Origin of the sequence: Herbiconiux sp. VKM Ac-1786 (assembly GCF_015350805.1) — a bacterium.
GTDB lineage: Bacteria > Actinomycetota > Actinomycetes > Actinomycetales > Microbacteriaceae > Herbiconiux.
On sequence record NZ_JADKSG010000002.1, the window covers coordinates 37,009 to 61,671 of the forward strand.

At 73.6% G+C, this 24,663-nt stretch carries 20 protein-coding genes; 15 read left to right on the forward strand and 5 right to left on the reverse strand.

Features of this window, described 5'->3' with window-relative positions; all coding sequences use genetic code 11:
- Window positions 1-63 precede the first annotated feature (63 nt).
- The gene (locus ITJ64_RS11180) at window positions 64-882 is read right to left on the reverse strand and encodes a class II fructose-bisphosphate aldolase (protein WP_194680890.1); all 819 of its coding nucleotides are present in this window, start codon (window positions 880-882) and stop codon (window positions 64-66) included.
- On the reverse strand, window positions 879-1,682 hold the full coding sequence (locus tag ITJ64_RS11185; RefSeq protein WP_194680891.1) for a DeoR/GlpR family DNA-binding transcription regulator: 804 nt from the start codon (window positions 1,680-1,682) through the stop codon (window positions 879-881). Before ITJ64_RS11185 ends, ITJ64_RS11180 begins: the two co-directional genes overlap by 4 nt.
- A gap of 208 nt (window positions 1,683-1,890) precedes the next feature.
- On the opposite strand from ITJ64_RS11185, the gene ITJ64_RS11190 reads away from it, so the two are divergent.
- From ITJ64_RS11190 to ITJ64_RS11200, 3 genes are read left to right on the forward strand one after another with little or no spacing between them, the layout of a single operon-like run.
- A complete protein-coding gene (locus tag ITJ64_RS11190; protein WP_194680892.1) occupies window positions 1,891-3,525 on the forward strand; it encodes an FGGY-family carbohydrate kinase in 1,635 nt (544 codons plus the stop codon).
- Complete coding sequence (locus ITJ64_RS11195) at window positions 3,522-4,292, forward strand: DeoR/GlpR family DNA-binding transcription regulator (RefSeq protein WP_194680893.1); 771 nt, start codon at window positions 3,522-3,524, stop codon at window positions 4,290-4,292. The genes ITJ64_RS11190 and ITJ64_RS11195 overlap by 4 nt, the downstream gene beginning before the upstream one ends.
- The gene (locus ITJ64_RS11200; RefSeq protein WP_194680894.1) at window positions 4,289-5,275 is read left to right on the forward strand and encodes a 1-phosphofructokinase family hexose kinase; all 987 of its coding nucleotides are present in this window, start codon (window positions 4,289-4,291) and stop codon (window positions 5,273-5,275) included. The genes ITJ64_RS11195 and ITJ64_RS11200 overlap by 4 nt, the downstream gene beginning before the upstream one ends.
- 166 nt (window positions 5,276-5,441) lie before the next feature.
- Here ITJ64_RS11200 and ITJ64_RS11205 read toward each other — a convergent pair whose 3' ends face one another.
- Window positions 5,442-6,203 (reverse strand): DeoR/GlpR family DNA-binding transcription regulator, encoded by a 762-nt coding sequence (locus ITJ64_RS11205; protein WP_194680895.1) that lies wholly within the window; start codon window positions 6,201-6,203, stop codon window positions 5,442-5,444.
- A 102-nt stretch (window positions 6,204-6,305) separates the two neighbouring features.
- On the opposite strand from ITJ64_RS11205, the gene ITJ64_RS11210 reads away from it, so the two are divergent.
- The 7 genes from ITJ64_RS11210 (at window position 6,306) to ITJ64_RS11240 (ending at window position 14,473) form a co-directional block, all read left to right on the forward strand.
- Window positions 6,306-7,838, forward strand: coding sequence for a rhamnulokinase family protein (locus ITJ64_RS11210; RefSeq protein WP_194680896.1), 1,533 nt, complete (start codon window positions 6,306-6,308; stop codon window positions 7,836-7,838).
- A complete protein-coding gene (locus ITJ64_RS11215) occupies window positions 7,835-8,671 on the forward strand; it encodes a class II aldolase/adducin family protein (protein WP_194680897.1) in 837 nt (278 codons plus the stop codon). The genes ITJ64_RS11210 and ITJ64_RS11215 overlap by 4 nt, the downstream gene beginning before the upstream one ends.
- The gene (locus tag ITJ64_RS11220; protein ID WP_194680898.1) at window positions 8,668-9,417 is read left to right on the forward strand and encodes an SDR family oxidoreductase; all 750 of its coding nucleotides are present in this window, start codon (window positions 8,668-8,670) and stop codon (window positions 9,415-9,417) included. Before ITJ64_RS11215 ends, ITJ64_RS11220 begins: the two co-directional genes overlap by 4 nt.
- Window positions 9,418-9,454: 37 nt before the next feature.
- Window positions 9,455-10,222 (forward strand): SDR family oxidoreductase, encoded by a 768-nt coding sequence (locus ITJ64_RS11225; protein WP_194680899.1) that lies wholly within the window; start codon window positions 9,455-9,457, stop codon window positions 10,220-10,222.
- A 735-nt stretch (window positions 10,223-10,957) separates the two neighbouring features.
- Window positions 10,958-12,340 carry an L-fuculokinase gene (locus ITJ64_RS11230; protein WP_370545160.1) on the forward strand — a complete coding sequence of 461 codons (1,383 nt, stop codon included), beginning with the start codon at window positions 10,958-10,960 and terminating at the stop codon, window positions 12,338-12,340.
- 122 nt (window positions 12,341-12,462) lie between these two features.
- Window positions 12,463-13,365 (forward strand): tagatose-bisphosphate aldolase, encoded by a 903-nt coding sequence (locus tag ITJ64_RS11235; protein ID WP_194680900.1) that lies wholly within the window; start codon window positions 12,463-12,465, stop codon window positions 13,363-13,365.
- A gap of 136 nt (window positions 13,366-13,501) precedes the next feature.
- Window positions 13,502-14,473 (forward strand): LacI family DNA-binding transcriptional regulator, encoded by a 972-nt coding sequence (locus tag ITJ64_RS11240; RefSeq protein WP_228508756.1) that lies wholly within the window; start codon window positions 13,502-13,504, stop codon window positions 14,471-14,473.
- Between the two features lie 28 nt (window positions 14,474-14,501).
- Here the strand turns inward: ITJ64_RS11240 and ITJ64_RS11245 are convergent, their stop codons facing one another.
- On the reverse strand, window positions 14,502-16,322 hold the full coding sequence (locus tag ITJ64_RS11245) for a DEAD/DEAH box helicase (RefSeq protein ID WP_194680902.1): 1,821 nt from the start codon (window positions 16,320-16,322) through the stop codon (window positions 14,502-14,504).
- A 94-nt stretch (window positions 16,323-16,416) separates the two neighbouring features.
- Here ITJ64_RS11245 and ITJ64_RS11250 point away from each other — a divergent pair, with 94 nt between their 5' ends.
- From ITJ64_RS11250 to ligD, 5 genes are all read left to right on the forward strand, one after another.
- The gene (locus ITJ64_RS11250; RefSeq protein ID WP_370545161.1) at window positions 16,417-19,077 is read left to right on the forward strand and encodes a phosphoenolpyruvate carboxylase; all 2,661 of its coding nucleotides are present in this window, start codon (window positions 16,417-16,419) and stop codon (window positions 19,075-19,077) included.
- Window positions 19,078-19,084: 7 nt separating this feature from the next.
- Window positions 19,085-19,732 (forward strand): hypothetical protein, encoded by a 648-nt coding sequence (locus tag ITJ64_RS11255; protein ID WP_194680904.1) that lies wholly within the window; start codon window positions 19,085-19,087, stop codon window positions 19,730-19,732.
- Window positions 19,733-19,755: 23 nt separating this feature from the next.
- Window positions 19,756-20,790 carry a Gfo/Idh/MocA family oxidoreductase gene (locus ITJ64_RS11260; RefSeq protein ID WP_194680905.1) on the forward strand — a complete coding sequence of 345 codons (1,035 nt, stop codon included), beginning with the start codon at window positions 19,756-19,758 and terminating at the stop codon, window positions 20,788-20,790.
- 86 nt (window positions 20,791-20,876) lie between these two features.
- The gene (locus tag ITJ64_RS11265; RefSeq protein ID WP_194680906.1) at window positions 20,877-22,427 is read left to right on the forward strand and encodes an SPFH domain-containing protein; all 1,551 of its coding nucleotides are present in this window, start codon (window positions 20,877-20,879) and stop codon (window positions 22,425-22,427) included.
- Window positions 22,428-22,506: 79 nt separating this feature from the next.
- Entirely contained in the window at window positions 22,507-23,529 is a 1,023-nt protein-coding gene (ligD, locus tag ITJ64_RS11270; RefSeq protein WP_194680907.1) for a non-homologous end-joining DNA ligase, read from the forward strand.
- 23 nt (window positions 23,530-23,552) lie between these two features.
- Here ligD and ITJ64_RS11275 read toward each other — a convergent pair whose 3' ends face one another.
- Entirely contained in the window at window positions 23,553-24,638 is a 1,086-nt protein-coding gene (locus ITJ64_RS11275; protein WP_228508630.1) for an ATP-dependent DNA ligase, read from the reverse strand.
- Between the last annotated feature and the right edge of the window lie 25 nt (window positions 24,639-24,663).

Below are 24,663 nucleotides of genomic sequence, written 5' to 3' on the forward strand. Positions count from 1 at the left end.
CTGAACGGAGAAGCGGCGTCGGGGTCATCCCCGGCGCCGCTTCTTGCTGTCCGTTCAGCTCGCTCAGGCGACGAGCCCCAGCAGGCGCTCGACCTCGGCGGCCACCGCGTCCCGGGCCGGGCCGAGGTACTTCCGCGGATCCACCAGCGCCTCGTCGGCGGCGAGCACCTCGCGGAGCCGGCGGCTGAAGATCCCGTTGATGTGCGTGGAGATGTTGATCTTGCGCATCCCGCTCTCGACGGCGCGCACGAGGTCGGCGTCGGCCACCCCGCTCGAGCCGTGCAGCACGAGGGGCACCGGCACCGCGGCGGCGAGCTCGGCGATCAGCGCGAAGTCGAGCGAGGCGCTGCGGGACGTCATCGCGTGCGAGCTGCCCACGGCCACGGCCAGGCCGTCGACCCCGGTGGCCTGCACGAACGACGCCGCCTCGGCCGGATCGGTGCGGACGCCCGGCGTGTGGGCCCCGCCCTTTCCGCCGATGGCCCCGAGCTCGGCCTCGACCCAGACGCCCTGCTCGTGCGCGGCGCGGGCGATCGCGGCGGTGCGGGCGACGTTCTCGTCGTCGGGCAGGGTGGCGGCGTCGAACATCACCGAGGTGGCGCCGAGCTCGACGGCCTCGAGCACGAGGGCCTCGTTCTCGGCGTGATCGAGGTGCACGGCGGCGTCGATGCCGGCGGTGCGGGCGAGCTCGAGGGTCGCGAGCGTGATGGGGGCGAGACCGCCGTGGTAGCGGGCCGCGTTCTCGCTGATCTGCAGGATGACCGGGCGGTTCGCGGCCTCGGCGCCGCGCACGATCGCCTCGGCGTGCTCGAGCTGGATCACGTTGAACGCGAGCACCGCGCGCTCGCGGGCCAGGATGTCGCCTGTGGTGACGAGGGTCATGGGGTTCCTCTCGGGGTGGTGGGGTCGGGGGCGGGCCGCGCGAGCTCGAGGTCGACGCCGTCGGCGCGCAGGGCCTCCGCGGTGGCGGGGTCGAGCCGGTCGTCGGAGACGATCCGGTCGAAGCGGTCGAGCGTCGCGAAGCGGCAGAGGGAGGCGGTGCCGAACTTCGGCGCCGTGACGGCGAGCAGGCGGCGGTCGGCGGCGGCGAGCATCCGCTCTTTCACCGCGGCTTCGTCGGGCAGGGTCGTGAAGGCTCCGCGGTCCGGAAGCACGCCGTTGGCGCCGAGCACGGCGACGTCGGCGTGCAGCTCGTCGAGGCGCGCCTCGGTCCAGGCGCCGACGACCGCCTGGGTGACGGGGCGCACCTCGCCGGGCAGCGCGAGCACGGTGATCGACGGATGCCCGCCCAGCAGCGCGGCGACCGGGAGGCTGTTCGTGACGACCACGAGCGCCGAACGCGCGGGCAGCACCGACGCGATCTCGAGCGTCATCGAACCGCTGTCGAGCAGCAGGACGCCCTCGTCGGGCAGCTCGCGGACGACGGCGAGGGCGACGGCGCGGCGCTCCGCGGCGTCCTCGCCGGCGCGCTGGGAGAGGGTGGGCTCGTACGGCGGCTTCTCGGCGATCACCGCTCCGCCGTGGCGGCGGCGCACGAGGCCGCGGCGCTCGAGGGCGGCCAGGTCGCGCCGCACGGTCTCGGGTGTGACGCCGAGCGCGGTGCTGAGCTTCTGCACCTCCACGCCCTGAGGCTGGGCTCGGGCAGCGGCGAGGATGGCGGTGTGCCGCTCCGCTGGGTACATCTGCTCCGCCGATCCGGGTCGTGACAGCGCGACTCTACCCGAATTCGTCCGGTGGGGTGACCGAATGGGTTGATATGCTTCTCGAAACGGGCGAAGTCGGGCGCGAGCATCCGCTCGTCGCTCTCGGCCCGGCGTTCTCGCACGGCGGGTTCTCGCAGGTCGGGGTCTCGCACGGCGAGTTCTCGCACGGCGATCGGAGAGGATCGAGATGGCTGCACGACCCGAGGGCCCCCGCTACCTGCTGGGGGTCGACGCCGGCCAGACCGCGGTGAAGGCCGTGGTGCACGACGAGCAGCTGCGGCCCGTGGGGATCGGGCGGCGCTCGAGCCCGGTCGACCGGTCGACGCCGCGGTTCGCCGAGCGGCCGCAGGAGGCGCTCTGGCAGGCGGCGGCCTCGGCGATCCGGGAGGCCGTGGAGTCGTCAGGGGTCGACCCGGCGCAGATCGTGGCGGTCGGCATCACGGGGCACGGCGACGGGCTGCATCTGGTCGACGCGGCCGGTGCACCGGTGGGGCCGGCCATCACGGCCATGGATTCACGGGCGCACCTCGAGGCGGCCTCGCTCGCGGCCGACCACTCGCGGATGCGCGTGGTGCTCGAGCGTTCGGGGCAGGAGCCGACGCCGGGGGCCGCGGGCAACCTGCTGCGCTGGCTGCTCGTGCACGACCCCGCGCGGGTCGAGGCGGCGGCGGCGATGCTGTTCTGCAAGGACGTGATCCGGCTGCGGCTGACGGGGGTCGTGGCGACGGACTACTCGGATGCGACGGCGTCGTTCCTCGATACGGCGACGGCGGAGTGGAGCCCTGCGATCCTGTCGGCCTACGGTCTGCCGGAGTCGTTGATGCGCCTGCTGCCGCCTGTGCATGCGAGCGGAGACGTCGTGGGCACCGTGCTGCCCGCCGCGGCCGAGCTGACCGGGCTCGCCGTCGGCACGCCCGTGATCGCGGGGATGCACGACGTGCAGGCCGCGTCGATCGGCATGGGCGCGCTCGTGCCCGGGCGGCTGGCGCTCGTGGCCGGGTCGTTCAGCACCAACGGCGTGACGACGACGCGGCCCGATGTGGACGTGCGGTGGCAGTCGCGGCTGTCGATCCGGCCGGAGCTGCGGATCGCGATGTCGACCTCAGCCACCGCGTCCCCGGCGCTGAACTGGGTGCTGCGGCTGCTCGGCGTCGACCTCGCGGCGCCCGGCGGCGAGGAGGCCCGCGACCGGCTGTTCGCCGAGGCGGCGGCGCTCGATCCCGAGGAGTCCGTGCCGCTCGTGCTGCCGTTCCTGTTCGACTCGCCGCTCGGGGCGACGGCCTCGGCGGCGCTCGCCGGGGTGCGCGGCTGGCACACGCCGGCGCACGTGCTGCGCGGCACGCTCGAGGGGATCGCGCTGATGCACGTCTGGCACACGCGGGCGCTGGGGGAGAAGTTCGACTGGGACGAGCCGGTGGTGCTCGGCGGCGGGATCGCGCGGGCGCCGCTCTACGTGCAGCTCGTGGCCAATGCGCTGCGTTCTCCCGTGACGGTGGTGCAGAACGAGGAGGCCGGGGCGTTCGGGGCGGCGGCGGTCGCCGGGGTGTCGGTGGGGGTGTTCGCGTCGGTGGAGGAGGCGCAGGAGCTCGTGACGCGGGCGGAGCCGGTGCTGCCGACGGCCGCATCGGCGGGGTACTGGGCGGGGGTGATCGCGGCGTTCGACGAGGCGGTGGCGGCGCTCGGGCCGTGGTGGGCGGCGCGGGCGGGGGCGGCCGGTGCTGCGGAGGCCGCGGGCGCTGCGGGCGGTGCGGCCGCGGGCGCGCCGGTGGTGAGCGTCGACGGTCACCCGGCAGCCGTGCGCGGCGAGGGAGCCGGAGCGTGAGTCGGCTGGTGCTCACCTCCTCCGCGGTCACCGAGCGGCGCTCGCGAATCGTGGCATCGCTGGAGCTTGCCGGCAGGGTCGACGTGGGCGAGTTGGCGATGGCGCTGGGAGTGGCCGAGGAGACGGTGCGACGCGACCTCCGGGCGCTCGAGACCGAGGGGCTGCTGCGCCGCGCGCACGGGGGAGCCATCCCGGTCGAGACGGAGGCCGGGCATCGGCTCTCGGACAGCGGCTCGGCCGCCCGGGCGGTGGCGGAGGAGGTTCGGGCTTCGGTGCCGCACGGCGCAGCGGTGTTCCTCGACGCGGGTGCCGTCGGGGAGGCTCTCGCCCGGCTGCTCGATGCCGACAGCGGCGTGCGCATCGTGACCGCTTCCGTGCCCGTCGCGCTGTCGGCGGCGCTGGTCTCGGAGCCGGCAGAGATCCACCTGCTCGGGGGCGCGGTCGACGACGACCTGGTGTCCACCGGGGAGTGGGCTCGTTCGCTGGCTCGCACCCTGCGGGTCGACCTCGCTGTGTTCGAGCCGACGGGCGTCGCCGGAGGGCGAATGCTCACCGCAGACCCCGACCGCGCGACGATCGCCACCGCGGTGGCCGCCCTGGCGGCGCGCATCGTGCTGGCCGGGGCCGCACCCTCCCGGCAGGGCTTCGCCGGGTCGGTGGAATTGGCCGATGTCGATCACGCCGTGGTCTCAGCGGGGGTGCTCGACGCCTCGGTGCTGCAGGTGCTCGCCGAACAGGGCGCGACCGTGACGGAGGTGGCGGCATGAGCGGCGACGCGATCGTGACCGTCACGCCGGCACCGGCCATCGACCTGACGTACCGGGTCGGGCGGCTTTCGCTCGGGGAGGTCAACCGCGCCGAGGCCGTGCACACCGAGCTGAGCGGCAAGGGAGTGAACGTCGCCCGGGCCGTCGCACTGTCGGCGCTGCCGGTGTCGGCCGTGCTCGCGCTCAGCGCGCAGGGGGCCGAGCTCGCGCGAGAGGGCGGCTTCGAGCGGCTGCTGGCCGGGGTGCCCGACGAAGGGCGCACGCGCATCAACACCACGCTGCTGGATGCTTCGGGCACGACCACGAAGGTCAACGAGGGCGCGCCGCCCGTGCCGGCCGCACTGTGGGAAGTGATCGCCGCCCGCGCCGAGGCCGAGCTGCGCCGGCTGGACGCGGGGTGGCTCGTGGTGTCGGGGTCGATCCCGCTGCTGGCCGGCACCTCGCGGATGGTGCCGTTCCTCGACCTGGTGCGCCGCGCGGCGGACACGGGCGTGCGGGTGGCCGTCGACACGGCCGGGGCCGCGCTGTCGGCGGTCGTCGCCGATCTCTCGGCGGTGTCGCTGATCAAGCCGAACACGCACGAGCTCGCCGAGCTCACGGGCACCGCGCTGCGCACCGTCGGCGACGTCGTCGCGGCGGCGCGTACCCTGCACGAGGCCGGCTGCGACGTGGTCTACGTGAGCATGGGGGCCGACGGGGCGCTCGCCGTCTCGGCGTCGGGCGTGCAGCTCGCCCGGGCGCGGGCGCAGGTCGTCAACACGGCCGGGGCGGGCGACGCGTCGCTCGCGGGGTTCCTCGTGGGGTCGGCGGGCCCGGGCGGCACGCTCGACCCGGCCTCCGGGGTGCGGCTCGCGGCGTCGTGGGGAGCGCTCGCGGTGACGCAGGCCACGACGCTGCTCTCCTCGGTGGAGGCGGCGCCGCGCCCGACCCTGGTGCACGAGCCCGATCCGGCGACCCCGCTTTCCGAGCCCGCCACGCCGTAGGGCCCGGGCCTGCCTCGTTCTCGGGCGCGCGTGCGGCGGACAACGCCACGAATCCCGGGCACCGCGCGCTCTACAGCGTCGGTGGGCGGGAATCGTGCGGTTGTCCACGCTGGGCCGGCGCGGGGTGGCGCCCGGCGGGCGGCGGCGGGCGAGGCGGGGCGCGGGGTCAGAGGATGCGGGGGAGGTGCGCCCGGTAGGGGGCGAGCCGCGCATCCGCCGGGTCGAGCTCGGTGACCAGCACGTCGACGCGGTCGAGGCCGAGCGAGCGCACCCGCGCGCGTGACTCGAGCTTCGAGGCGTCGAGCGCGAGCACGACCGTGGCCGAGGCGCGGGCCAGCGCATCCTTCACCGCCGCCTGCGCGAGCGTGCTCTCGCTCGTGCCGCTGCCGGCGTGCAGCCCGAGCGCCGAGACCACGGCGACGTCGAAGTGGAACGCCGAGAACGCCGATTCGGTCAGCGCCCCGACGAGGCTGAGGTTCTGCTCCTCGCGCTCGCCGCCGGTGAGGTAGCCGCGCACGCCGGGCTTCCGCGAGAGGGCCTCGAAGGCGGCCAGGCCGTTGGTCACGACGGTGAGCGGATGCTCGGCCGGCAGCGCCTCGGCGACCACGAACGCCGTGGTGGAGGAGTCGAGCCCCACGGCGGCACCCGCGGGCAGCAGCGGCAGGATCTTCGCCGCGATCCGCTCCTTCGCCCGAACGTTCTGCGCCTGCCGCGCCGCGAACGGATCCGCCTGCACCGGAACCACCCCGCCCCGCACCCGCCGCACCCGCCCCGCGCTCTCGAGCAGCTCGAAGTCGCGGCGGATGGTCATCGGATGCACGTCCCACAGTTCGGCCGCCTCGGCCAGCGGCAGCCCGCCGCGCTCCTCGGCGAGCTCGAGCAGGGCGGCGCGCCGGGTCTCGCCGTCGAGCGTGCCCTTCAGTGCCATCGTCTCGCCGTCCTCCGGTCGTGCCGTACGTCCGACCCTTGCCGGATCCTGTTCACCGATGATACATTTCACACGAAATAACATCAATCACGAGGACGTGACATGCCCACCACCGACCGCCCGGCTGCCTCCGGGGCGCATGCCTACGCGGCGGTCGACCTGGGCGCGTCGAGCGGGCGGGTGATGCTGGGGGTGGTCGATCGCTCGGAGGGCTCGCCGCGCATGCGGATGACCGAGGTGCACCGCTTCGCGAACGGCCCCCGGCCCGCCTCGCTCGAGCCCGGTGCGACGCTCGAGTGGGACGTCGAGCGCCTCGTGGAGGAGACGCTCGAGGGGCTGGCGGCCGCCGTCTCGGCCGCCGCGTCCGAGGGCCGCACGCTCGCGGGCATCGGGGTGGACTCGTGGGGCGTCGACTACGGGCTCGTGCCGTCGGGTGAGGGGGGTGCCGCGATCCCGCGGGTCGACCACCACCGCGGGGCCGAGCCCTCGTGGGTCGAGCAGGCGGCCGCCGTCGTCGGGACCGATCAGGCGTATGCCGCGACGGGCATACCGCCCCAGTCGATCAACACGTCAGTGCGGCTGCATGCCGCCGCCGACCCGGCCGGGACGCTGCAGCTCGTGCCCGACCTTCTGGTGCGGCTGCTGAGCGGGTCGGTCGGCGCCGAGCTCACCATCGCGTCGACGACCCAGCTGCTCGACGTGCGGAGCGGCGAGTGGTCGCGTCCGCTGATCGACGCCTGGGGGCTCGACCGGATCGATTTCCCGGCGGTCGTCGCCCCGGGCACTCCGGCCGGAGCCACGCTGCCGCACGTGACCCGCCGGCTCGGCGCGTCGCAGCCGGTGCCGGTGTACCGGGTGGCCGAGCACGATACCGCCTCCGCGCTGGCCTTCGCCGCGCCCGGCGACGGGCAGCTGCTCGTCTCGAGCGGGAGCTGGTCGCTCGCCGGAATCAGCGTCGCGGAGCCCGTGCTCACGGCCGAGGCGCTGGCGGCCGGACTGACGAACGAGTGCGGGGTGGGCGGGTCGACGCTGCTGCTGCGCAACCTCGCGGGGCTGTGGCTGCTGACCGAGTGCGCGCGCCAGTGGTCGGCCGAGAGCGGGCGGATGCTCGACCCGGTCGACCTCGTGCGGGAGGCCTCGCGCCCGGCCGGCGATCCTGCCGCCGCCGGTGCGGGCGTGGCTGCGGTGGTCGGTGGGGGCGTTCCCGTGTTCGACGTCGGCGATCCGCGGCTGCTGGCGCCGGGTGGGATGCCGGAGCGGATCGCGGCGCTCTGCGTGGAGCGCGGGCAGCCGGCGCCCGAGGGCGTGCTCGGCACCGTACGGAGCATCGTCGAGAGTCTCGCGACGGCGTACGCCGAGTCGGTGGAGGTGTTCGAGCGGGTGGCTGGCACGCGCATCCGCTCGGTTCGCATCGTCGGCGGCGGGTCGCGCAACGAGCTGCTCTGCCGCCGAACCGCCGCGCTGACGGGGCTGCCCGTGGTCGCCGGGCCGGCCGAGGCCTCGGCGTTCGGCAACCTCGCGATGCAGCTGGTGGCGGCGGGCGAGTTCTCGAACCTGTCCGACGTCTATGCGGCCGGCGGTTCGGCCGGCGGCGCCCTGGCGCACTACGAGCCTGGAGAGGTGGCGGCCCGATGACTGACGACAGCGACGCGGCGGCCCGCGCCGCACTGGTCGAGCTCTCGCGCGAGCTCGGGCGACCCGACCGCGCGTGGGCGGTGCTCGCCGAGGGCAACACCTCCCTCGCACTCGGTGACGGGCGGATGCTCGTCAAGGCCTCAGGCGCGTCGATGGCGATCGCCGTCCCGGGCGACTTCGTCGCCGTGGGCCTGCCGGAGGTGCTGGCGCTGGTGGACGCGTCCGCCGATGCCGACCCCTCGGGCGGTCACTCGCAGGATGACGACGAAGCGGTGCGGGCGCTCTTCGGGGCGGCGGCCGCGGGCGGGCGGCGGCCCTCGGTGGAGGCGCTGCTGCACGCGGTCTGCCTCGCGCTGCCGGGCGTGGAGGCGGTGGGGCACACGCATCCGGTGCCGGTGAACGCGCTGCTCTGCTCGCCGCGGGCGTCGCTACTCGTGGACGGGGCCCTGTTCCCCGACCAGATCGTGGTGCTCGGAACCGATCCGCTGCTGGTGCCCTACGTCGACCCGGGGCTGCCGCTCGCGCGGGTGGTGCGGCGGATGCTGCGCTCGCGCCTCGACGCCACCGGCTCGGTTCCGAAGGTCGTCTACCTCGGCAATCACGGGATGTTCGCCCTCGGCTCGAGCCCGGCCGAGGTGCTGCGCATCACGGAGATGGCGGTGAAGGTGGCGCAGGTCGTGCTCGGCTCGCTGGCGGCCGGCGGCCCGGTCTACCTCTCGGCCGAGGACGTGGCACGCATCGACACCCGCCCCGACGAGCTCCTGCGTCGGGCGGCCCTCGCGGCCGGCACCGCTGCATCCGCTTCCCCTTCGACGAACGGAGACCGCTCATGACGACCACCCCTCCCAGCCCCGGCCGGATGGACGGACGCGTCGCCCTGATCACCGGCGGCAGCTCGGGCATCGGTCGCGCGTACGCGCAGCTGCTGTCCGCCGAGGGCGCGCGGCTCGTGATCGTGGGGCGCGACGAGGAGCGGCTGCGCCAGGTCGCGGACGCTCTGCCGGGGGAGGTTCGGGTCGTCGCGGGGGATGTCGCGCATCCATCGGTCTCGGAGCAGGCCGTGGACGTCGCCCTCGCCGAGTTCGGGCGGCTCGACGACGTGCTCGCGAACGCCGGGCTGTACACGGGGGGCGATTTCGTCGACACCGACCCGGCGCTGATCGGGCAGCTCGTGTCGGTCAACGTCTTCGGCGCGATGGCGACCGTGCGGGCCGCGTTGCCGCACCTGATCGCGGCCGGAACGGGGGACGTGCTGGTGACGAGCTCGGTGTCGGGGCATCAGGACATCCACTGGGAGCCCGTCTACTCCGCCACAAAGCACGCGATGCAGTCGTTCGTGCACTCCCTGCGCCGCCAGCTGGTCGGAACGGGCGTTCGCGCCGGCGCGGTGGCCCCCGGGGTCGTGCTGAACGAGCTGTGGGGGTACGCGGAGGGCGCCGACGGGGTGGAGCAGGCGGTGGGGGACCGCACGGGCATCCGCTCTGAGGACGTCGCCGACGCCGTGCTGTTCATGCTCACCCGGCCGCGGCACGTGACCGTTCGCGACCTCGTCATCCTCCCCACCGATCAGGAGATCTGATCGTGGCCGTCACGTCACCCACCACGAAGGAGCGCTCATGTTCGAGGATCTGAAGGGCCGCACCGCGGTCGTCACCGGGGGAGCCCGCGGGCTCGGCTACTCGCTCGCCACGGCGCTGGCGGGGCAGGGTGTGAAGGTGGCGCTACTCGATCTGCTCCCGATCGTGGGCGAGTCGGCTTCGCGCCTTTCGAGTGAACACGGCGTCGAGGCGCGCGGCTACGAGGTCGACGTGACGGATGCCGACGCCGTCGAGGCGGCCTTCGCCGCTGCGGAGTCCGACCTCGGGGTGCCGTCGCTGCTCGTGACCGCGGCGGGCATCACGATCTGGGGCGCGAGCGTGGACGTACCGGCGGAGGTCTGGCGGAAGGTGCTCGCGGTGAACCTCGACGGGACGTTCTTCGCGGCGCAGTCGTTCGGGCGGCGGGCGCTGGCGGCTGGAGTGCCGGCGTCGGCGGTCTTCATCTCGTCGATGTCGGCGTTCATCGTGAACCAGCCGCAGTTCCAGGCCTCGTACAACGCCTCGAAGGCGGCGGTGAGCCACCTCGCGGCGTCGCTCGCGGTGGAGTGGGCGCCGGCGGGGGTGCGGGTGAACGCGATCGCGCCGGGGTACTTCCTCTCGGACATGACGCGGGAGTTCACGGAGGCGAACCCCGAGCTCGCGGCGCAGTGGATCGGGACGATCCCGGCGGGGCGCATGGGCGAGCCGGCCGACCTGCACGGGCTCGCGCTGTACCTCGCGTCGGACGCCTCGTCGTACCTCACGGGCCAGAGCATCGTGATCGACGGCGGCTACACGGCCCTCTGACGCCCCGCCGCGCTGTCGCGAGCCCCGCCCCGCCCCGCTGGTGGCGCGACCTCCGGATCGCGCTAAAGCCCCTTGCCCCGCCAAGGAGCGGCCCTTTGCGCGACCTGGCCCGCCGGTGGCGCGGGGCCCGTCCCCGTGGTGGCGCGAGCGCCGGGTCGCGCTAAGGGCCCTTGGACTGCCGGGGAGCGGTCCTTTGCGCGACCCGAGCCGGGTGGCGCGAGCCCCGGGTTTGTGGTGACGCGAGGCCCGGGTCGATGGTGGCGTGAACCACGGATTCATGGTGATGCGAGGACAGGTCGATGGTGGCGCGAACCACGGGTTTGTGGTGATGCGAGCCCCGGCTTGGTGGTGGAGCGAGGCTCGGGTCGCGCTAAGGGCCCTTGGGCTGCCCGGGAGCGGCCCTTTGCGCGACCCGGATCCGAGCAGGGTGGGGCTGTGTGGGCGCGGGAAGGGCGCATTGAGGGTGCTCGGTGGGCACAAGAGGGTGCACCGTGGACGCACCAGGGGCGCATGGGGGGTCGCACCAGGGGGCGCACCAGGGGCAAAGTGGGACGCGCGGGGGACGCATCAGGGGCGCAGGGGCGCGCATGGGGGTCGCATCAAAGGCGCAGGGGGGCGCTCGGGGACGCGTGACATCGATGACATGGGTGTGGTAGCGTGGCGCATGACATCGATGACATGGGCGGCTGCAGAGGCGCAGCGCCAGAGCCCGCATCGGGATCCAGGAGTTTCACCGTGAGCACACCCCTCGTCGCCGGGCTCGACCTCGGCAGCACCGGCGTGAAGATCCTCGTGGCCGACGAGTCGGGCGCCGAGGTGCTGATCCGCCAGCTGCCGACGCCGTGGCGCGCGGGTGCCGCCGGCACCACCACGATGGAGGCCGCCGACCTCGTGCAGACCGTGCGCGAGCTGTTCGAGCTCGTCGCCGCCGACCTCGGCGAGCTGCGCGGCGGCGACGCCCGCATCGGCGCGGTCGCGGTGTCGGGCATGGGGGAGTCCGGTGTGGTGCTGGGCCCCGACGGCGGCGCGATCGCTCCGGCGATCGCGTGGTTCGACCCCCGCGGCGCGGAGCAGGTCGAGGCGCTGCCGCCGAGCATCCGCGAAGAGTTCGCCGGCCGCACCGGACTGCCGCTCGGCGTGCAGGTCTCGGTGATCAAGCTGCTGCACCTGCGCGACCAGGGCCTCGACCTCACCGGCGCCCGCTGGCTGAACCTGCCCGAGTTCGTCGTGGCGGCCCTCGGCGGCGAGCAGGCGGCCGAGTACTCGCTCAGCTCGCGCACCGGCCTCCTCGACCAGGACACCGGCGCCCCCTGGCCCGAGCTGCTCGCCCACCTCGGCGTCACCCCCGACTTCCTCCCGCCCTTCGTCGACGCGGGCACCCCGCTGGGTGCGGCCGACGCTGCCTGGCTGCCGGCCGCCTTCGTCGGCGCCCGTCTCACGGTCGCGGGCCACGACCACCTCGTCTCGGCCGTCTCGACGGGCGAGTTCCCGGATGACCGCTACCACGTCTCGATGGGAACCGCCGAGGTGCTGCTGCGGGTGCTCGACGCTCCGCTGCCGTTCGAGGCCCGCGAGCGGCTCGCCGACTGGCTGATCAACTGCGTGCGCCATGTCGTGCCCGGGAAGTGGGTGCTCGTCGCCGGAGTCAAGACCGGGCTGCTGATGCGCCGCACCCTGCAGCTCGTCGGCGTGAACGACCGCGCCGGCCGCGACGCCCTGGATGCCGCCGTGATGGAGCAGCCCTACGAGGGCGTGCTGCAGGCCGGCGACGTGCAGGTGTCCGGCGCGCGCAACGACGACGGCGTGCTGCGTCTCGTCGTGCAGGCCGACGGCGCCGGCCCGGCCGACCTCTTCGGTGCGGTGCTCCGGCACGGCAACGACGAACTCGCCCTGCTCGTCGAGGCGATGGACCGCGAGGTCCCGCCCGCGACCTCGGCCCTCCTCACCGGCGGCTGGGCGAGCATGCGCTCGGTGCAGCGCGCCCGGGCCGAGGTGCTGGCGGGCGTGCGCGTGTCCGACCGCTCGCAGGACACCGCCTACGGCGCCGCCGTCTTCGCCGCACGCCTCCTCGAGGCTGCGCCTACGACGACGGATGCGCGCGCCCACCGACCCGCCTGACCCACGCCGCGGCACCGCCCGCGACCGCGCCGACCGCCCACCAGGGCAGACCGCACGCCCCACGACCAGAACCACACCGAGAACCACCCCCGAACCCCACCACCCCACCAAGGAGTCCTCCCGTGAACGAACTCACCACCCTCGAGCGCCGCGCGCTCGCCAAGATCAGCACCCCTGCCGGCGGCATGCTGATCGTCGCCGCCGACCAGCGCAACGGCATGAAGGCCGTCATGAAGGACGCCCCCAACGGCGCCGAGGGCATCAGCCGCGACGAGCTGGCCGACGCCAAGAGCGACCTGCTGAAGCACCTCGGCAATGCCGCCCCGGCCATCCTGCTCGACCCCTCGACCGCCCTGCCCCGCGTGGTCGACGACGGCACACTCGACAGCGACACCGGTCTCGTGGTCGCCATGGACGAGTCGGGCTTCGCCGTCGAGAACGGCCTGAAGCGCACCCGCTACGTCGAGGGCATGACCCCCCGCAAGGTACGCGAGCTCGGTGGCGACGCCGCCAAGATGCTCTGGTACCTGCGCGCCGACCGCCGCGAGGACGAGAAGGTCGTGCTCGACGACATCGCCCGCCTCACCGCCGAGTGCGCGGCCGAGGGCGTTCTGCTGATCGTCGAGATCCTCACCTACCAGCTCGAGGACGAGAGCGACGAGGACTACGCCGACGTCTTCCCCTCGCTCATCTCGGGTGCGGCCGAGCTCAGCGTCGCCGCCGGCGCGAAGGTGCTGAAGCTGCAGTACGCGGGCTCCGCCGAGGCCGCCGCCGCCGTCACCGAGGCCGCCGCCGGCGTGCCGTGGGCCGTGCTCTCGGCCGGTGTCGACCACGCCACCTTCGTCGACCAGGTGCGCACCGCCGTCGTCAACGGCGCCCGCGGCGCCATGGCCGGCCGCTCGCTCTGGAAGGACAGCCTCTCCATCTCGTCCGAGAAGCGCGAGGAGCTGCTCACCACGAAGGCCGTTCCCCGCCTGAAGGAGCTCGCCGCGATCATCGACGAGGTGCTCGCGAACCGCGAGTAGCCCTCCCCGGGTGCCGGGCCGGGCCGCCGTAGACTCTCGTGCGGGCCCGACCCGGCGCGGGCCCGACTCCCGAGAGGGTGACAGAGCGGATGCCCGTCCCGGCGCATCCCGGTGAAGGAGCGTGCGCGTGGCGACGATGCAGGATGTGGCCGATCGCGCCGGCGTGAGCGCGAAGACCGTGTCGCGCGTGTTCAACGACGACCCGCACGTGCTGCCCGAGACCCGCGAGCGGGTGTCGGAGGCGATGCGCACGCTCAACTACGTGCCGAACGTGCTCGCCCGCACCTTCCGCGCCGGACGCTCCTCGAGCGTCGGCGTCGCGGTGCCCGACGTGGTCGACCCGTTCTTCGCCGCCGTCGTGCGCGCGGTCGAGCGGGTCTGCTCCGCCAGCGGCATCACCACGCTCGTCACGAGCATCGGCGACGACCCGGCCCGCGAGAAGCCGGTGCTCGAGGCGCTGCTGCGCACCCAGCTGATGGGCCTCGTGCTGGCTCCGGTCGCCGCCGACCACGCCTGGCTCGCGCCCTGGACCGAGCACACCCCGATCGAGTTCGTCGACCGCGCCCCGATCGACCTCGACGCCGACTCCTTCGTGGAGGACGACCGGCACGGCTCCTACCTCGCCACCCGGCACCTGCTCGAGCACGGGCACACGCGGGTCGCGTTCCTCGCCGATCAGACGCACCCACCGAGCTCGCGCCGGCGTCTCGCGGGCTACACCGAGGCGCTGGCCGACGCCGGTCTGCCGCTCGACGAGCGCCTGATCGCCTTCGACGCGGGCAGCGACGACGGGGCGGCCCGCGAGCTCGAACGGCTCCGCCGGTTGACGGATGCCCCCACCGCCGCCTTCTCGTCGAACGCCCGTGTCACGATGCACGCGTTCTCGGCGCTGAAGGACGCGGGCACGGCCTTCGTCGGCTTCGGCGACTTCCCGATGGCGGATCGGCTGACGCCCTCCGTCAGCGTCATCGACCAGGACCCGGCGCGTCTCGGCCGCCTCGCGGCGACCCGCGCCCTCGAACGGTTCAACGCGCCGAAGGCCCGCTACGAGGCTTCGACCGTCGTGCCGGTCGGACTCACGGTGCGCCGCAGCTGCGGCTGCCCCTAGGGAGCAGCCGCAGGGCGCGAGGTCAGCGTCAGTAGCGCTCGCGCGGCGGGCGGGACTCGCGGTCGCCGCGCTCGGGGCGCTTCGCCGAGCTGCCGAAGCGGTCGGGCTTCAGCTCGATCAGCTTGCCGCTGATCCGGGTGTCCTTCAGGCGTCGCAGGGTGTCGGCGGGCAGATCGGCCGGCAGCTCGACGAGCGAGAAGTCGGGGCGGATCTGGATGGCGCCGAAGTCCTCGCGGCGGAGGCCGCCCTCGTTCGCCAGCGCGCCGACGATCTGGCGCGGTTCGACCATCTGGCGCTTGCCGACCGCGATGCGGTAGGTGGCCTTGGGGCCGCCACCGCCGCGCGAGCCGCGGTCACGGTCGCCGTCTCCGTCGGAGTAGCGGTCGCGCGAGGAGCGGTCGGGCCGGCCGCCGCGGTCGGAGCCGCCGCGCTCGGCGCGCTCCCCGCGGTCGCGCTCGCGCTCGACGGCCTGCGAGCGACGCTCGTCCTCGGCCGAGAGCAGCAGCGGCGTGCCGCCCTGCGCCACCACGGCGAGTGCCGCGGCCACGTCGGCCTCGGGCACGTCGTGGTGCGAGACGTAGTGCCCGACGATGTCGCGGAAGGTCTGGATCTGCTCCGGCTCCGCGAGCGCCGCCGTGATGGCGTCGTCGAAGCGCGTCAGCCGCGTCGCGTTGACGTCGTCGACCGTGGGGAGCCGCATCTCGGTGAGCGGCTGCCGCGTCGCCTTCTCGATGGCGGCGAGCATCCGTCGTTCACGAGGGGTGACGAAGCTGATCGCGTCGCCGGTGCGACCCGCGCGGCCGGTGCGCCCGATGCGGTGCACGTACGACTCGGTGTCGATCGGCAGGTCGAAGTTGACGACGTGGCTGATGCGCTCGACGTCGAGCCCGCGGGCGGCGACGTCGGTGGCCACGAGGATGTCGAGCTTGCCCGACTTCAGCTGGTTCACCGTGCGCTCGCGCTGGGCCTGAACGACGTCGCCGTTGATTGCGGCGGCGGTGTACCCGCGGGCACGCAGCTTCTCGGCGAGCGTCTCGGTCTCGTTCTTCGTGCGCGTGAACACGATCATGCCCTCGAAGTTCTCGGTCTCGAGGATGCGCGTCAGGGCGTCGACCTTCTGCGGGTACGACACGATCAGGTAGCGCTGCGCGATGCTCGCCGAGGTCGTGGTGGTGCTCTTGATCGTGATCTCTTCGGGATCGTGCAGGTGCTGCTTGGAGATGCGGCGGATCTGCGCGGGCATGGTGGCCGAGAACAGGGCCACCTGCTTGGTGTCGGGGGTGTCGGCGAGGATCGTCTCGACGTCTTCGGCGAAGCCCATCTTGAGCATCTCGTCGGCCTCGTCGAGCACGAGGAAGCGCAGCTCGCTGAGGTCGAGTGTGCCCTTCTCGAGGTGGTCCATGATGCGGCCGGGGGTGCCGACGACGATGTGCACGCCGCGGCGGAGCGCGGAGAGCTGCACGCCGTAGCCCTGCCCGCCGTAGACGGGGAGCACGTGCACGCCCTTGAGGTGCCCCGCATACTTCTCGAACGCCTCGCAGACCTGCAGGGCGAGCTCGCGGGTGGGCGCGAGCACGAGGGCCTGGGGAGTCTTCTGGGAGAGGTCGAGCCGGGAGAGGATCGGCAGCGCGAACGCGGCCGTCTTGCCGGTGCCGGTCTGGGCGAGGCCGACGACGTCGCGGCCGGCCAGCAGGGTGGGGATGGTGGCGGCCTGGATGGCCGAGGGGGTCTCGTAGCCGACGTCCTTGAGCACCTTCATCACCGGGTCGCTGAGGCCCAGGTCGGCGAAGGTCGTCTGCTCGCGGGCGTCGAGCGCCTCGTCGGGCGCGGTGGTACTGGATGATGCCATGCCTCAACGGTACCGCCTCGCCCTGTGCCCTCCGTGTTACCGGGGTGCTACGGCCGATTTTCGTGGGATGCGGTGCGGGCGCTACCGTGAGCGTGTGACCAGCGAATCCGACGCGACACCACCCCTTCCCACCGACGACGACCGCCGCAGCGTGAGCCACGAGGTCGATCTCGACCTGCGCTCCGACGTGCGCCTGCTGGGCGCGCTGCTCGGCCGCGTGCTCACCGAGGCGGGCGGCGAGGAGCTGCTGGCCGACGTCGAGCGGCTGCGCGGGCTCGTGATCCGCGCCTACGAGCAGGGCGGCGGAGCCTCGCTCGACGACGCCGAGGCGCTCGTCGCCTCGTTCGGCCAGGAGCGCGCCGAGCAGGTCGCCCGTGCCTTCACCTGCTACTTCCACCTCTCCAACCTCGCCGAGGAGCACCACCGGGTGCGCGTGCTGCACGCCCGTCCCGCCACCGGTGCCGACTCGCTGCCGGCGGCGGTGCAGCGCATCGTCGACGAGGTCGGTGCCGAGGAGGCCGCCGAGCGGCTGCGAACGATGCGGTTCCACCCGGTGCTGACCGCGCATCCGACCGAGGCCCGGCGCCGTGCCGTGGCGTCGGCCATCCGGCGCATCAGCGAGCTGCTCGCCGAGCGCGACGGAGCCGGCCAGGAGTCGGTGCTGCTCGCCGACAACGAGCGCCGGCTGCTCGAGGAGATCGACGTGCTCTGGCGCACCTCGCCGCTCCGCACAACCCGCCCCACGCCCCTCGACGAGGTGCGCACGGCGATGTCGATCTTCGACCAGACGCTCTTCCAGGTCGTGCCCCGGGTGTACCGGATGCTCGACGACTGGCTGCTCGGAGCGGACGCCGGTCGCGTGCCGGCCGAGGCGCCGGCCTTCCTCCGCCTCGGCTCGTGGATCGCCGCCGACCGCGACGGCAACCCCTTCGTCACCGCCGACGTCACCAAGGCCGCCGCCGCGATCGCCTCCGAGCACGTGCTGCTCGGCCTCGAGCACGTCACCAGCCGGATCGGCCGCACGCTGACCCTCGACGCCGCGGACACCCCCGCGAGCGACGAGCTCCGCGAGCTGGCCGCGAGCCAGGAGCAGATGGCCGGGCAGATCACCTCGGGCATCGGCACCCGTGCCCCCAACGAGCCGCACCGGCGGGTGCTGCTGGTGGTGGCGGAGCGCCTCGCGGCGACTCGGCGGGACGAGCATCCGCTCGCCTACCACCGCCCCGAGGAGCTGCTCGCCGACCTGCTCGTGGTGCAGCGGTCGCTCAGCGCCGGGGGAGCGCACCGCAGCGCCAACGGGGAGCTGCAGAACCTGATCTGGCAGGTGGAGACCTTCGGCTTCCACCTGGCCGAGCTCGAGGTGCGCCAGCACTCGCAGGTGCATCGGAAGGCCCTCGCCGACGTGCGGGCGGGCGGCGAGCTCGACGAGATGACCGTCGAGGTTCTCGAGGTCTACCGCACCATCGCCTACCTGCAGGAGCGCTACGGCGTGCGGGCGTCGCGGCGCTACATCGTCTCGTTCACGCAGTCGTCGGAGGACATCGCGACGGTCTACGCGCTGGCCGAGGCCGCGCTCGGATCGGCCGAGGCAGCCCCCGTGCTCGACGCCATCCCGCTGTTCGAGACCTTCGACGACCTGAACGCATCGACCCGCATCCTCGCCGAGATGATCGAGCTGCCCCCGGTGCAGGAGCGGCTCGCCGCGACCGGGCGGAAGCTCGAGGTGATGCTCGGCTACTCCGACTCCTCGAAGGACGTCGGGCCCGTGTCGGCCACGCTCGCGCTCTACGACGCGCAGGCCCGCATCTCGCGCTGGGCCGCCGAGAACGACATCGAGCTGACCCTGTTCCACGGCCGCGGCGGTGCCCTCGGCCGCGGCGGCGGGCCCGCCAACGAGGCCGTGCTCGCGCAGCCTCCGGGATCGGTCGAGGGCCGCTTCAAGCTCACCGAGCAGGGCGAGGTGATCTTCGCGCAGTACGGCGACAAGACCATCGCGGCCCGGCACATCGAGCAGATGGCCGCGGCCACCCTGCTCGCCTCGAGCCCCGCGAACGAGGAGCGCAACCGCGTCGCCGCCGAGGAGTTCGCCGACGTGGCGTCCGCCCTCGACGTGGCCTCGCGCCGGCGCTTCTTCGAGCTCGTCAAGGCCGAGGGCTTCGCGCCCTGGTTCGCGCAGGTCACCCCGATGGAGGAGGTGGGCCTGCTCGCCCTCGGCTCCCGGCCGGCCCGTCGCGGGCTCTCGGTGGAGTCGCTCGAAGACCTCCGCGCCATCCCGTGGGTGTTCGCCTGGACCCAGGCCCGCATCAACCTCACCGGCTGGTTCGGTCTCGGCTCGGCGCTCGCCGCGGTCGGCGACGTCGAGCGCCTGCGCACCGCCTACGCCCGCTGGCCGCTGTTCGCCTCGATGATCGACAACGTCGAGATGTCGCTGGCGAAGACGGATGCGCGCATCGCCGCGAGCTACCTCGAGCTCGGCGACCGCGACGACCTCGCCGCCCTGGTGCGCGAGGAGATGGAGCTCACCCGCGAGTGGGTGGCGCAGACGAGCGGGCACACCTCGATCCTCGAGGACCGCCCGGTGCTGCGCCGCGCCGTGCGGCTGCGGAGCCCCTACGTCGACGCGCTGTCGCTGCTGCAGCTGCGCGCGCTCCGCGAGGTGCGGGCGACGGGGAGCACGAACCCGGACGACGCACCGCACCGCCTCCTACTGCTGACCGTGAACGGGATCGCCGCCGGCCTGCAGAACACCGGATGATGGAGAGATGGTCCGAACCGCGCTCTCCGTCATCGCCGGCGCGACCGTCGTCGGCTTCGCCGCGCTGACCGCACTGGCGCCGCCGCCCCTGCCCGTCGAGTCCCCGTTCGAGCAGGAGATCGAGGTGGCGCAGGCGGCCGCCGGCCCCGACTCGGTCGGGCAGACGTTCACCGTGCCCGGCGGGGTGGCGGGAGCATCCGTCGCCCGTGACTCGTACGACGCCGTCTCGGGTCTGCAGAACCTCTCGAAGGGCAGCACCAACCGCGACTGGGCGGTGCTCGTGCTCTACATGGCCGGCTTCCCGACGAGCGAGTCGAACATCACGGTGATGATGCGGTGGATGCGCCAGGAGAACGGCCCCGACGACTGGTGGCTGCGCAACAACCCGCTGAACAACGGCTGGGGCTCGGGCGGCGGCTCGGGGCTCGGCAGCTACGACACGCTCGTGACGGCGGCGGCGAACGTGGGCAACGCGCTGCACGGCAACCCGGGGTACTCGGCGATCGTGGCGGGGTTCTCGACCTCGGCGCCGACGGGGCAGATCGAGGCGGCCATCTGGGCGTCGCCCTGGGCGACCTCGCACTACGGCAACGGCTCGCACTGGTCGCAGTCGCCGGTGCCCGTGTACGCGTCGCCGCCCGGCACCTGGGGCTGAGCGGCTTTCGCTAGCGTGGGGGCATGACCTCCGCACCCCTCCGCACCGCTGTCATCGGCTACGGCCTCGGCGGGCGCGTCTTCCACACGCCGTTCCTCGCGGCGTCGCCCGACTATTCGCTCGACGGGGTCGTGACGGGTTCACCTGAGCGGGCGGCGGCGGTGCGCGAGCAGTACGGCGACATCGTGATCCCGGATGCGGATGCCCTCCTCGCCCGCGCCGGTGACTTCGACGTGGTGGTCGTCACCACCCCGAACGCCACCCACGCGCCGCTCGCGCACCGGGCCCTGGATGCCGGACTGCACGTCGTCGTCGACAAGCCCTTCGCCCTGACCGCGGCCGACGCCACCGCACTCGTGGAGCACGCCGCGGCGGTGGGCCGCACGATCTCGGTCTTCCACAACCGGCGCTGGGACGGCGACTTCCTCACGGTGCGCCGCGTGATCGACGAGGGACTCGTCGGGTCTGTGCGGGTGTTCGAGTCGGCGTTCGAGGTGTGGAAGCCGACGCTCGGCGCCAAGAAGTGGAAGGAGGGCGCGGCGGCCGCCGACGGCGGGGGAGTGCTCTTCGACCTCGGTCCGCACGTCGTCGACCAGGCGCTGCAGCTGTTCGGGCCCGTCGCCGAGGTGCACGCCGAGCTCGACGCGCGGCGCGACGGCGCGGTGGCCGACGACGACGCCTTCGTGACACTGCGGCACGAGAACGGCGTGCGCTCGCGCCTCTGGACGAGCGTCGTGGCGCCGTCGCCCCGCCCGCGGTTCCGGGTGATCGGCTCGTCGGCGGTGTTCGCGACCCGGGGGCTCGACCCGCAGGAGGCGCAGCTCGCGGGCGGCGCGACCCCCGGCGACCCGGGCTACGGCCTCGAGGGCGCGGCGGTCGGGGTGCTCTCGCGACCCGGCGCGCCCGACGAGGAGCTTCCGCTGGACGCCGGCGACTACCCGGCCTTCTACCGCGGTTTCGCGGCCGCCGTGCTCGCGGGCGAACCCGTGCCGGTCGCGCCCGAGGACGCCGTCGAGGTGCTGCGGATCATCGAGGAGGCGCACCGGCAGGGGCGGTAGGGGGCGACCTCCGACATACTGGACGGAGGACTCGACCCGAACGGCTCCGACCTCCGCACGACCGCTCCCCTCAGGAAGGCCGCTCTTTGTTCCCGTTCGACTCCCTCATCATCGTCGCCGTCGTCGGCATCGTGGTGCTGATCGCGCTGATCGTGGTCATCACCCTGCTCCGCGGCATCAAGGTCGCCAAGCCCGACGAGGCGATCATCGTCACCTCGCGCCAGAAGGCCGTCAAGTCGGGCCAGACCGCGCTGGAGGAGACCGAGAACGCCGGCCAGCGCGTCGTCTTCGGCTCGCGCGTGTTCGTCAAGCCCATCGTCGAGGCCCACTTCAAGCTCTCGCTGCGCAGCCGGCAGCTGAACGTGCAGGCGACCGCCCAGACGAAGGACGCCATCACCATCAAGGTGAACGCCGTCGCCGTGGTGAAGGTCGGTGGCTCCGAGTCGATGGTGCGCGCCGCCGCCCAGCGCTTCCTGAACCAGCAGGACCAGATCGAGACCTCCACCGAGGAGGTGCTCTCGGGTTCCGTGCGCTCCATCGTCGGCCAGCTGACGGTGACCGAGATCATCACGAACCGCCAGGCCCTGCAGGGCCAGGTGCTCGACGCCGTGCGCGAATCGCTCGACGTGCAGGGCCTGCAGATCGACACGCTCCAGATCAAGGAGATCGACGACGACAACGGCTACATCCGCGACCTCGGTCGTGCCGAGGCCGCCCGCGTGAAGCAGGTCGCCGAGGTCGCCGAGTCGGTGGCCCGCCGCACCTCCGAGGAGGCCCGGATCGAGGCCGACCAGGCCGTCGCCGAGCAGCAGCGCAAGCTCGACCTGCGGAACGCCGAGATCCAGAAGGAGACCGACAAGGCCCGCGCCGAGGCCGCCGCCTCCCGCCCGCTGGCCGAGGCGATCTCGCAGCAGGAGGTCATCGCGCAGCAGGAGATCACCGCCGGGAAGCGCGTGGGCCTGCGCAAGCAGGAGCTCGACGCCGAGATCCGCGCCGTGGCCGACGCCGAGGCGTACTCGCTGGAGAAGAAGGCGCAGGCCGACGCGGCCGCCGCCGTCGCCGCCGCGGTCGCCGAGCGCGACCGCCGCAAGGCGCAGGCCGAGGCCGTCGAGGCCGAGGGCATCGCCGAGCGCAACCGCCGCCGCAGCGCGGCCGAGGCGACCGAGGCCGAAGGTGTGGCCGAGAAGAACCGCCGTATCGCCGCCGCCGAGGCGCTCCGGGCCGAGGGTGAGGCCGAGGCCAACTCGATCCGCGTCAAGGGTGCCGCCGAGGCGGAGGCCACGCGCGCCCAGGCCGACGCCCTCGAGGAGCGCGCCGACGACCTGCTGCGCCAGCAGGTGATCGGGCAGCTGCCCGCGATCGTGCGCGCGGCCTCCGAGCCGCTCGCCGCGATCACGAACATGACGGTCATCTCCAACGACGGCAACGGCGTCGAGCAGGTCGGCGGCAACGTCGCGAGCCAGCTTGCCTCGTCGATGCAGATCGTGAAGGACCTCGTGGGCATCGACATCGCCGAGATCGTCACCGGCCGCGCCTCGGGCGCCGCCGCCGGTGCGGCCGCGGGCCGAGCCCTGGTCGACGCGGGCGCCGCCCCCGCCGCCCCGCGCACGGCCCCCAGCCCCGACGCCGCCATCTGAGCGGGACCGCCACCATTCGATCCGGGCGCCGCCCCTCCACGCCTAGGCGGGAGGGGCGGCGCCCGGTAGCGTGAGCGCCATGGCTAGTGAGGCGACCACGGTCGACGTCGACGGACCGCACGGCACCCGCGAGGTGCGCATCTCGAGCCCGTCGCGGCTCGTCTTCCCCGAGGCGGGCATCACCAAGCTCGGCCTCGCCGAGTACCACATCGCCGTGGGGGAGGCCTTCCTCGCCGCCAACGGCGACCGGCCGATCTCGCTGCAGCGCTTCGGCGGCGACATCCACGGCGACCAGTTCTTCTCGAAGAACCCGCCGAAGGGCGCGCCCGACTACGTGCGCTCGGAGACGGTGACCTACCCGAGCGCCCGGGCGCATCCGCAGATCGTCATCGACGAGACCGCCGTGACGGTCTGGGCGGTGCAGATGAACACGGTCGTCTTCCACCCCTGGGCCTCGCGGGCCGAGACGAGCGACTTCCCCGACCAGCTGCGCATCGACCTCGACCCGCAGCCCGGCACCGACTTCGGCGACGCCGTGCCGATCGCCTTCGAGCTGCGGACGGTGCTCGCCGACGCCGGCCTCGAGGCCTTCATCAAGACCTCCGGCAACCGCGGCCTGCACGTCTTCGCGCCGATCGAGCCGACCCGGGAGTTCCTCGACGCGCGGCACGCCGTGATCGCGGCCGCCCGCGAGCTCGAACGGCGGATGCCCGAGCAGGTCACCACGAACTGGTGGAAGGAGGAGCGCGGGCAGCGCGTCTTCGTCGACTTCAACCAGGCCAACCGCGACCGCACCATGGCGGGTGCGTACAGCCCGCGGGCGCTCGCGCACGCTCCCGTCTCCTGTCCGATCGGCTGGGACGAGCTGCCGGGCGCCGACCCCACGGCGTTCACCGTGCTGACGGTGCCCGAGCGGCTGCGCACGGTGGGGGACCCGTGGGCGGGGATGGCCGAGCGTCCGGGAACCATCGACGTGCTGCTGGAGTGGTGGGCGCGCGACCTCGAGTCGGGGCTCGGAGAGCTGCCGTTCCCGCCCGACTACCCGAAGATGCCCGGCGAGCCGCCGCGCGTGCAGCCGAGCCGCGCCCGGCACGACGACTGAGGCGGGTCGCGGGGGGAGCGGGCCTAGATCAGCACGTCGCCGAGGTCGTACGCGATCGGCCGGTCGAGCTGTTCGAAGGTGCACGAGCGCGCCTCGCGGTCGGGCCGCCAGCGCTCGAACTGCACCGTGTGGCGGAAGCGCATGCCCTCCATCTGGTCGTAGCGCACCTCCGCGACGAGCTCGGGCCGCAGCTTCACGAACGACACGTCCTTGCCCGAGGAGAAGCGGCTGCGCTCGCCCTCGCCGAGCACCGGGTGCCCCTCGGCGTCGCGCTCGACGTACGGCTCCAGCTCGTCGATCAGCTCGAGCCGGCGCTTGTCGGTGAACGCCGAGGCGCCGCCGACCCCGCGCAGGTCGCCTCGGCCGTCGCCGTCGTAGAGCCCGAGCAGCAGCGAGCCGACGCCGTGGCCGCTGGCGTGGATGCGGTAGCCCGTCACGACGACGTCGGCCGTGCGGTGGTGCTTCACCTTCAGCATCACCCGCTTGCCCGGCGCGTAGGCCGCCGCGAGCGGCTTCGCGACGACACCGTCGAGCCCGGCGCCCTCGAATTCCTCGAGCCAGCGCCGGGCGAGCTCGACGTCGGCCGTGGTGCGCGAGAGGTGGAACGGGGCCGGCAGGCCGGCGGCGAGCTGCTCGAGCGCGTCGCGGCGGGCCGAGAACGGCTGCTCGAGCAGCGACTCGTCACCCCGCTCGAGCAGATCGAACGCGACGAAGAGCGCCGGCGTCTCGACGGCGAGCTTGGCCACGCGCGAGGCCGCGGGGTGGATGCGCTGCGAGAGCGCCTCCCAGTCGAGCTTCGCCCGGGCGCCCCCGCCCCCTCCTCCTCCTCCTCCTCCTTCGACGTCGATCGGCACGACGATCTCGCCGTCGAGCACACAGGGCCCGGGCAGGATGCGCGCCAGCGCCTCGGTGAGCTCGGGGAAGTAGCGGGTGAGCGGCTTCGATCCGCGGCTGCCGATCTCGACCCCCGCCGCCGTGCCGGAGCCGTCGTAGGAGATGACGCCGCGGAAGCCGTCCCACTTCGGCTCGTAGACGAGCCCGCCCTCGACGCTCTCAGGCGCCGGGACGGCGGGGACGGCCTTGGCCAGCATCGGCGCGATCGTGCTCATGCCTCGATCATGGCCCCGTCACGCC

Excerpts from the sequence above, each read along its gene's own strand:
- ITJ64_RS11275 (WP_228508630.1), bottom strand. The coding sequence starts at position 24,638 with ATGAGCACGATCGCGCCGATGCTGGCCAAGGCCGTCCCCGCCGTCCCG.
- ITJ64_RS11205 (WP_194680895.1), bottom strand. The coding sequence starts at position 6,203 with ATGGCACTGAAGGGCACGCTCGACGGCGAGACCCGGCGCGCCGCCCTG.
- ITJ64_RS11240 (WP_228508756.1), top strand. The coding sequence starts at position 13,502 with ATGCAGGATGTGGCCGATCGCGCCGGCGTGAGCGCGAAGACCGTGTCG.
- ITJ64_RS11215 (WP_194680897.1), top strand. The coding sequence starts at position 7,835 with ATGACTGACGACAGCGACGCGGCGGCCCGCGCCGCACTGGTCGAGCTC.
- ITJ64_RS11225 (WP_194680899.1), top strand. The coding sequence starts at position 9,455 with ATGTTCGAGGATCTGAAGGGCCGCACCGCGGTCGTCACCGGGGGAGCC.
- ITJ64_RS11255 (WP_194680904.1), top strand. The coding sequence starts at position 19,085 with ATGGTCCGAACCGCGCTCTCCGTCATCGCCGGCGCGACCGTCGTCGGC.
- ITJ64_RS11245 (WP_194680902.1), bottom strand. The coding sequence starts at position 16,322 with ATGGCATCATCCAGTACCACCGCGCCCGACGAGGCGCTCGACGCCCGC.
- ITJ64_RS11220 (WP_194680898.1), top strand. The coding sequence starts at position 8,668 with ATGACGACCACCCCTCCCAGCCCCGGCCGGATGGACGGACGCGTCGCC.
- ITJ64_RS11200 (WP_194680894.1), top strand. The coding sequence starts at position 4,289 with ATGAGCGGCGACGCGATCGTGACCGTCACGCCGGCACCGGCCATCGAC.
- ITJ64_RS11190 (WP_194680892.1), top strand. The coding sequence starts at position 1,891 with ATGGCTGCACGACCCGAGGGCCCCCGCTACCTGCTGGGGGTCGACGCC.
- ITJ64_RS11210 (WP_194680896.1), top strand. The coding sequence starts at position 6,306 with ATGCCCACCACCGACCGCCCGGCTGCCTCCGGGGCGCATGCCTACGCG.
- ITJ64_RS11180 (WP_194680890.1), bottom strand. The coding sequence starts at position 882 with ATGACCCTCGTCACCACAGGCGACATCCTGGCCCGCGAGCGCGCGGTG.
- ITJ64_RS11260 (WP_194680905.1), top strand. The coding sequence starts at position 19,756 with ATGACCTCCGCACCCCTCCGCACCGCTGTCATCGGCTACGGCCTCGGC.
- ITJ64_RS11185 (WP_194680891.1), bottom strand. The coding sequence starts at position 1,682 with ATGTACCCAGCGGAGCGGCACACCGCCATCCTCGCCGCTGCCCGAGCC.
- ligD (WP_194680907.1), top strand. The coding sequence starts at position 22,507 with ATGGCTAGTGAGGCGACCACGGTCGACGTCGACGGACCGCACGGCACC.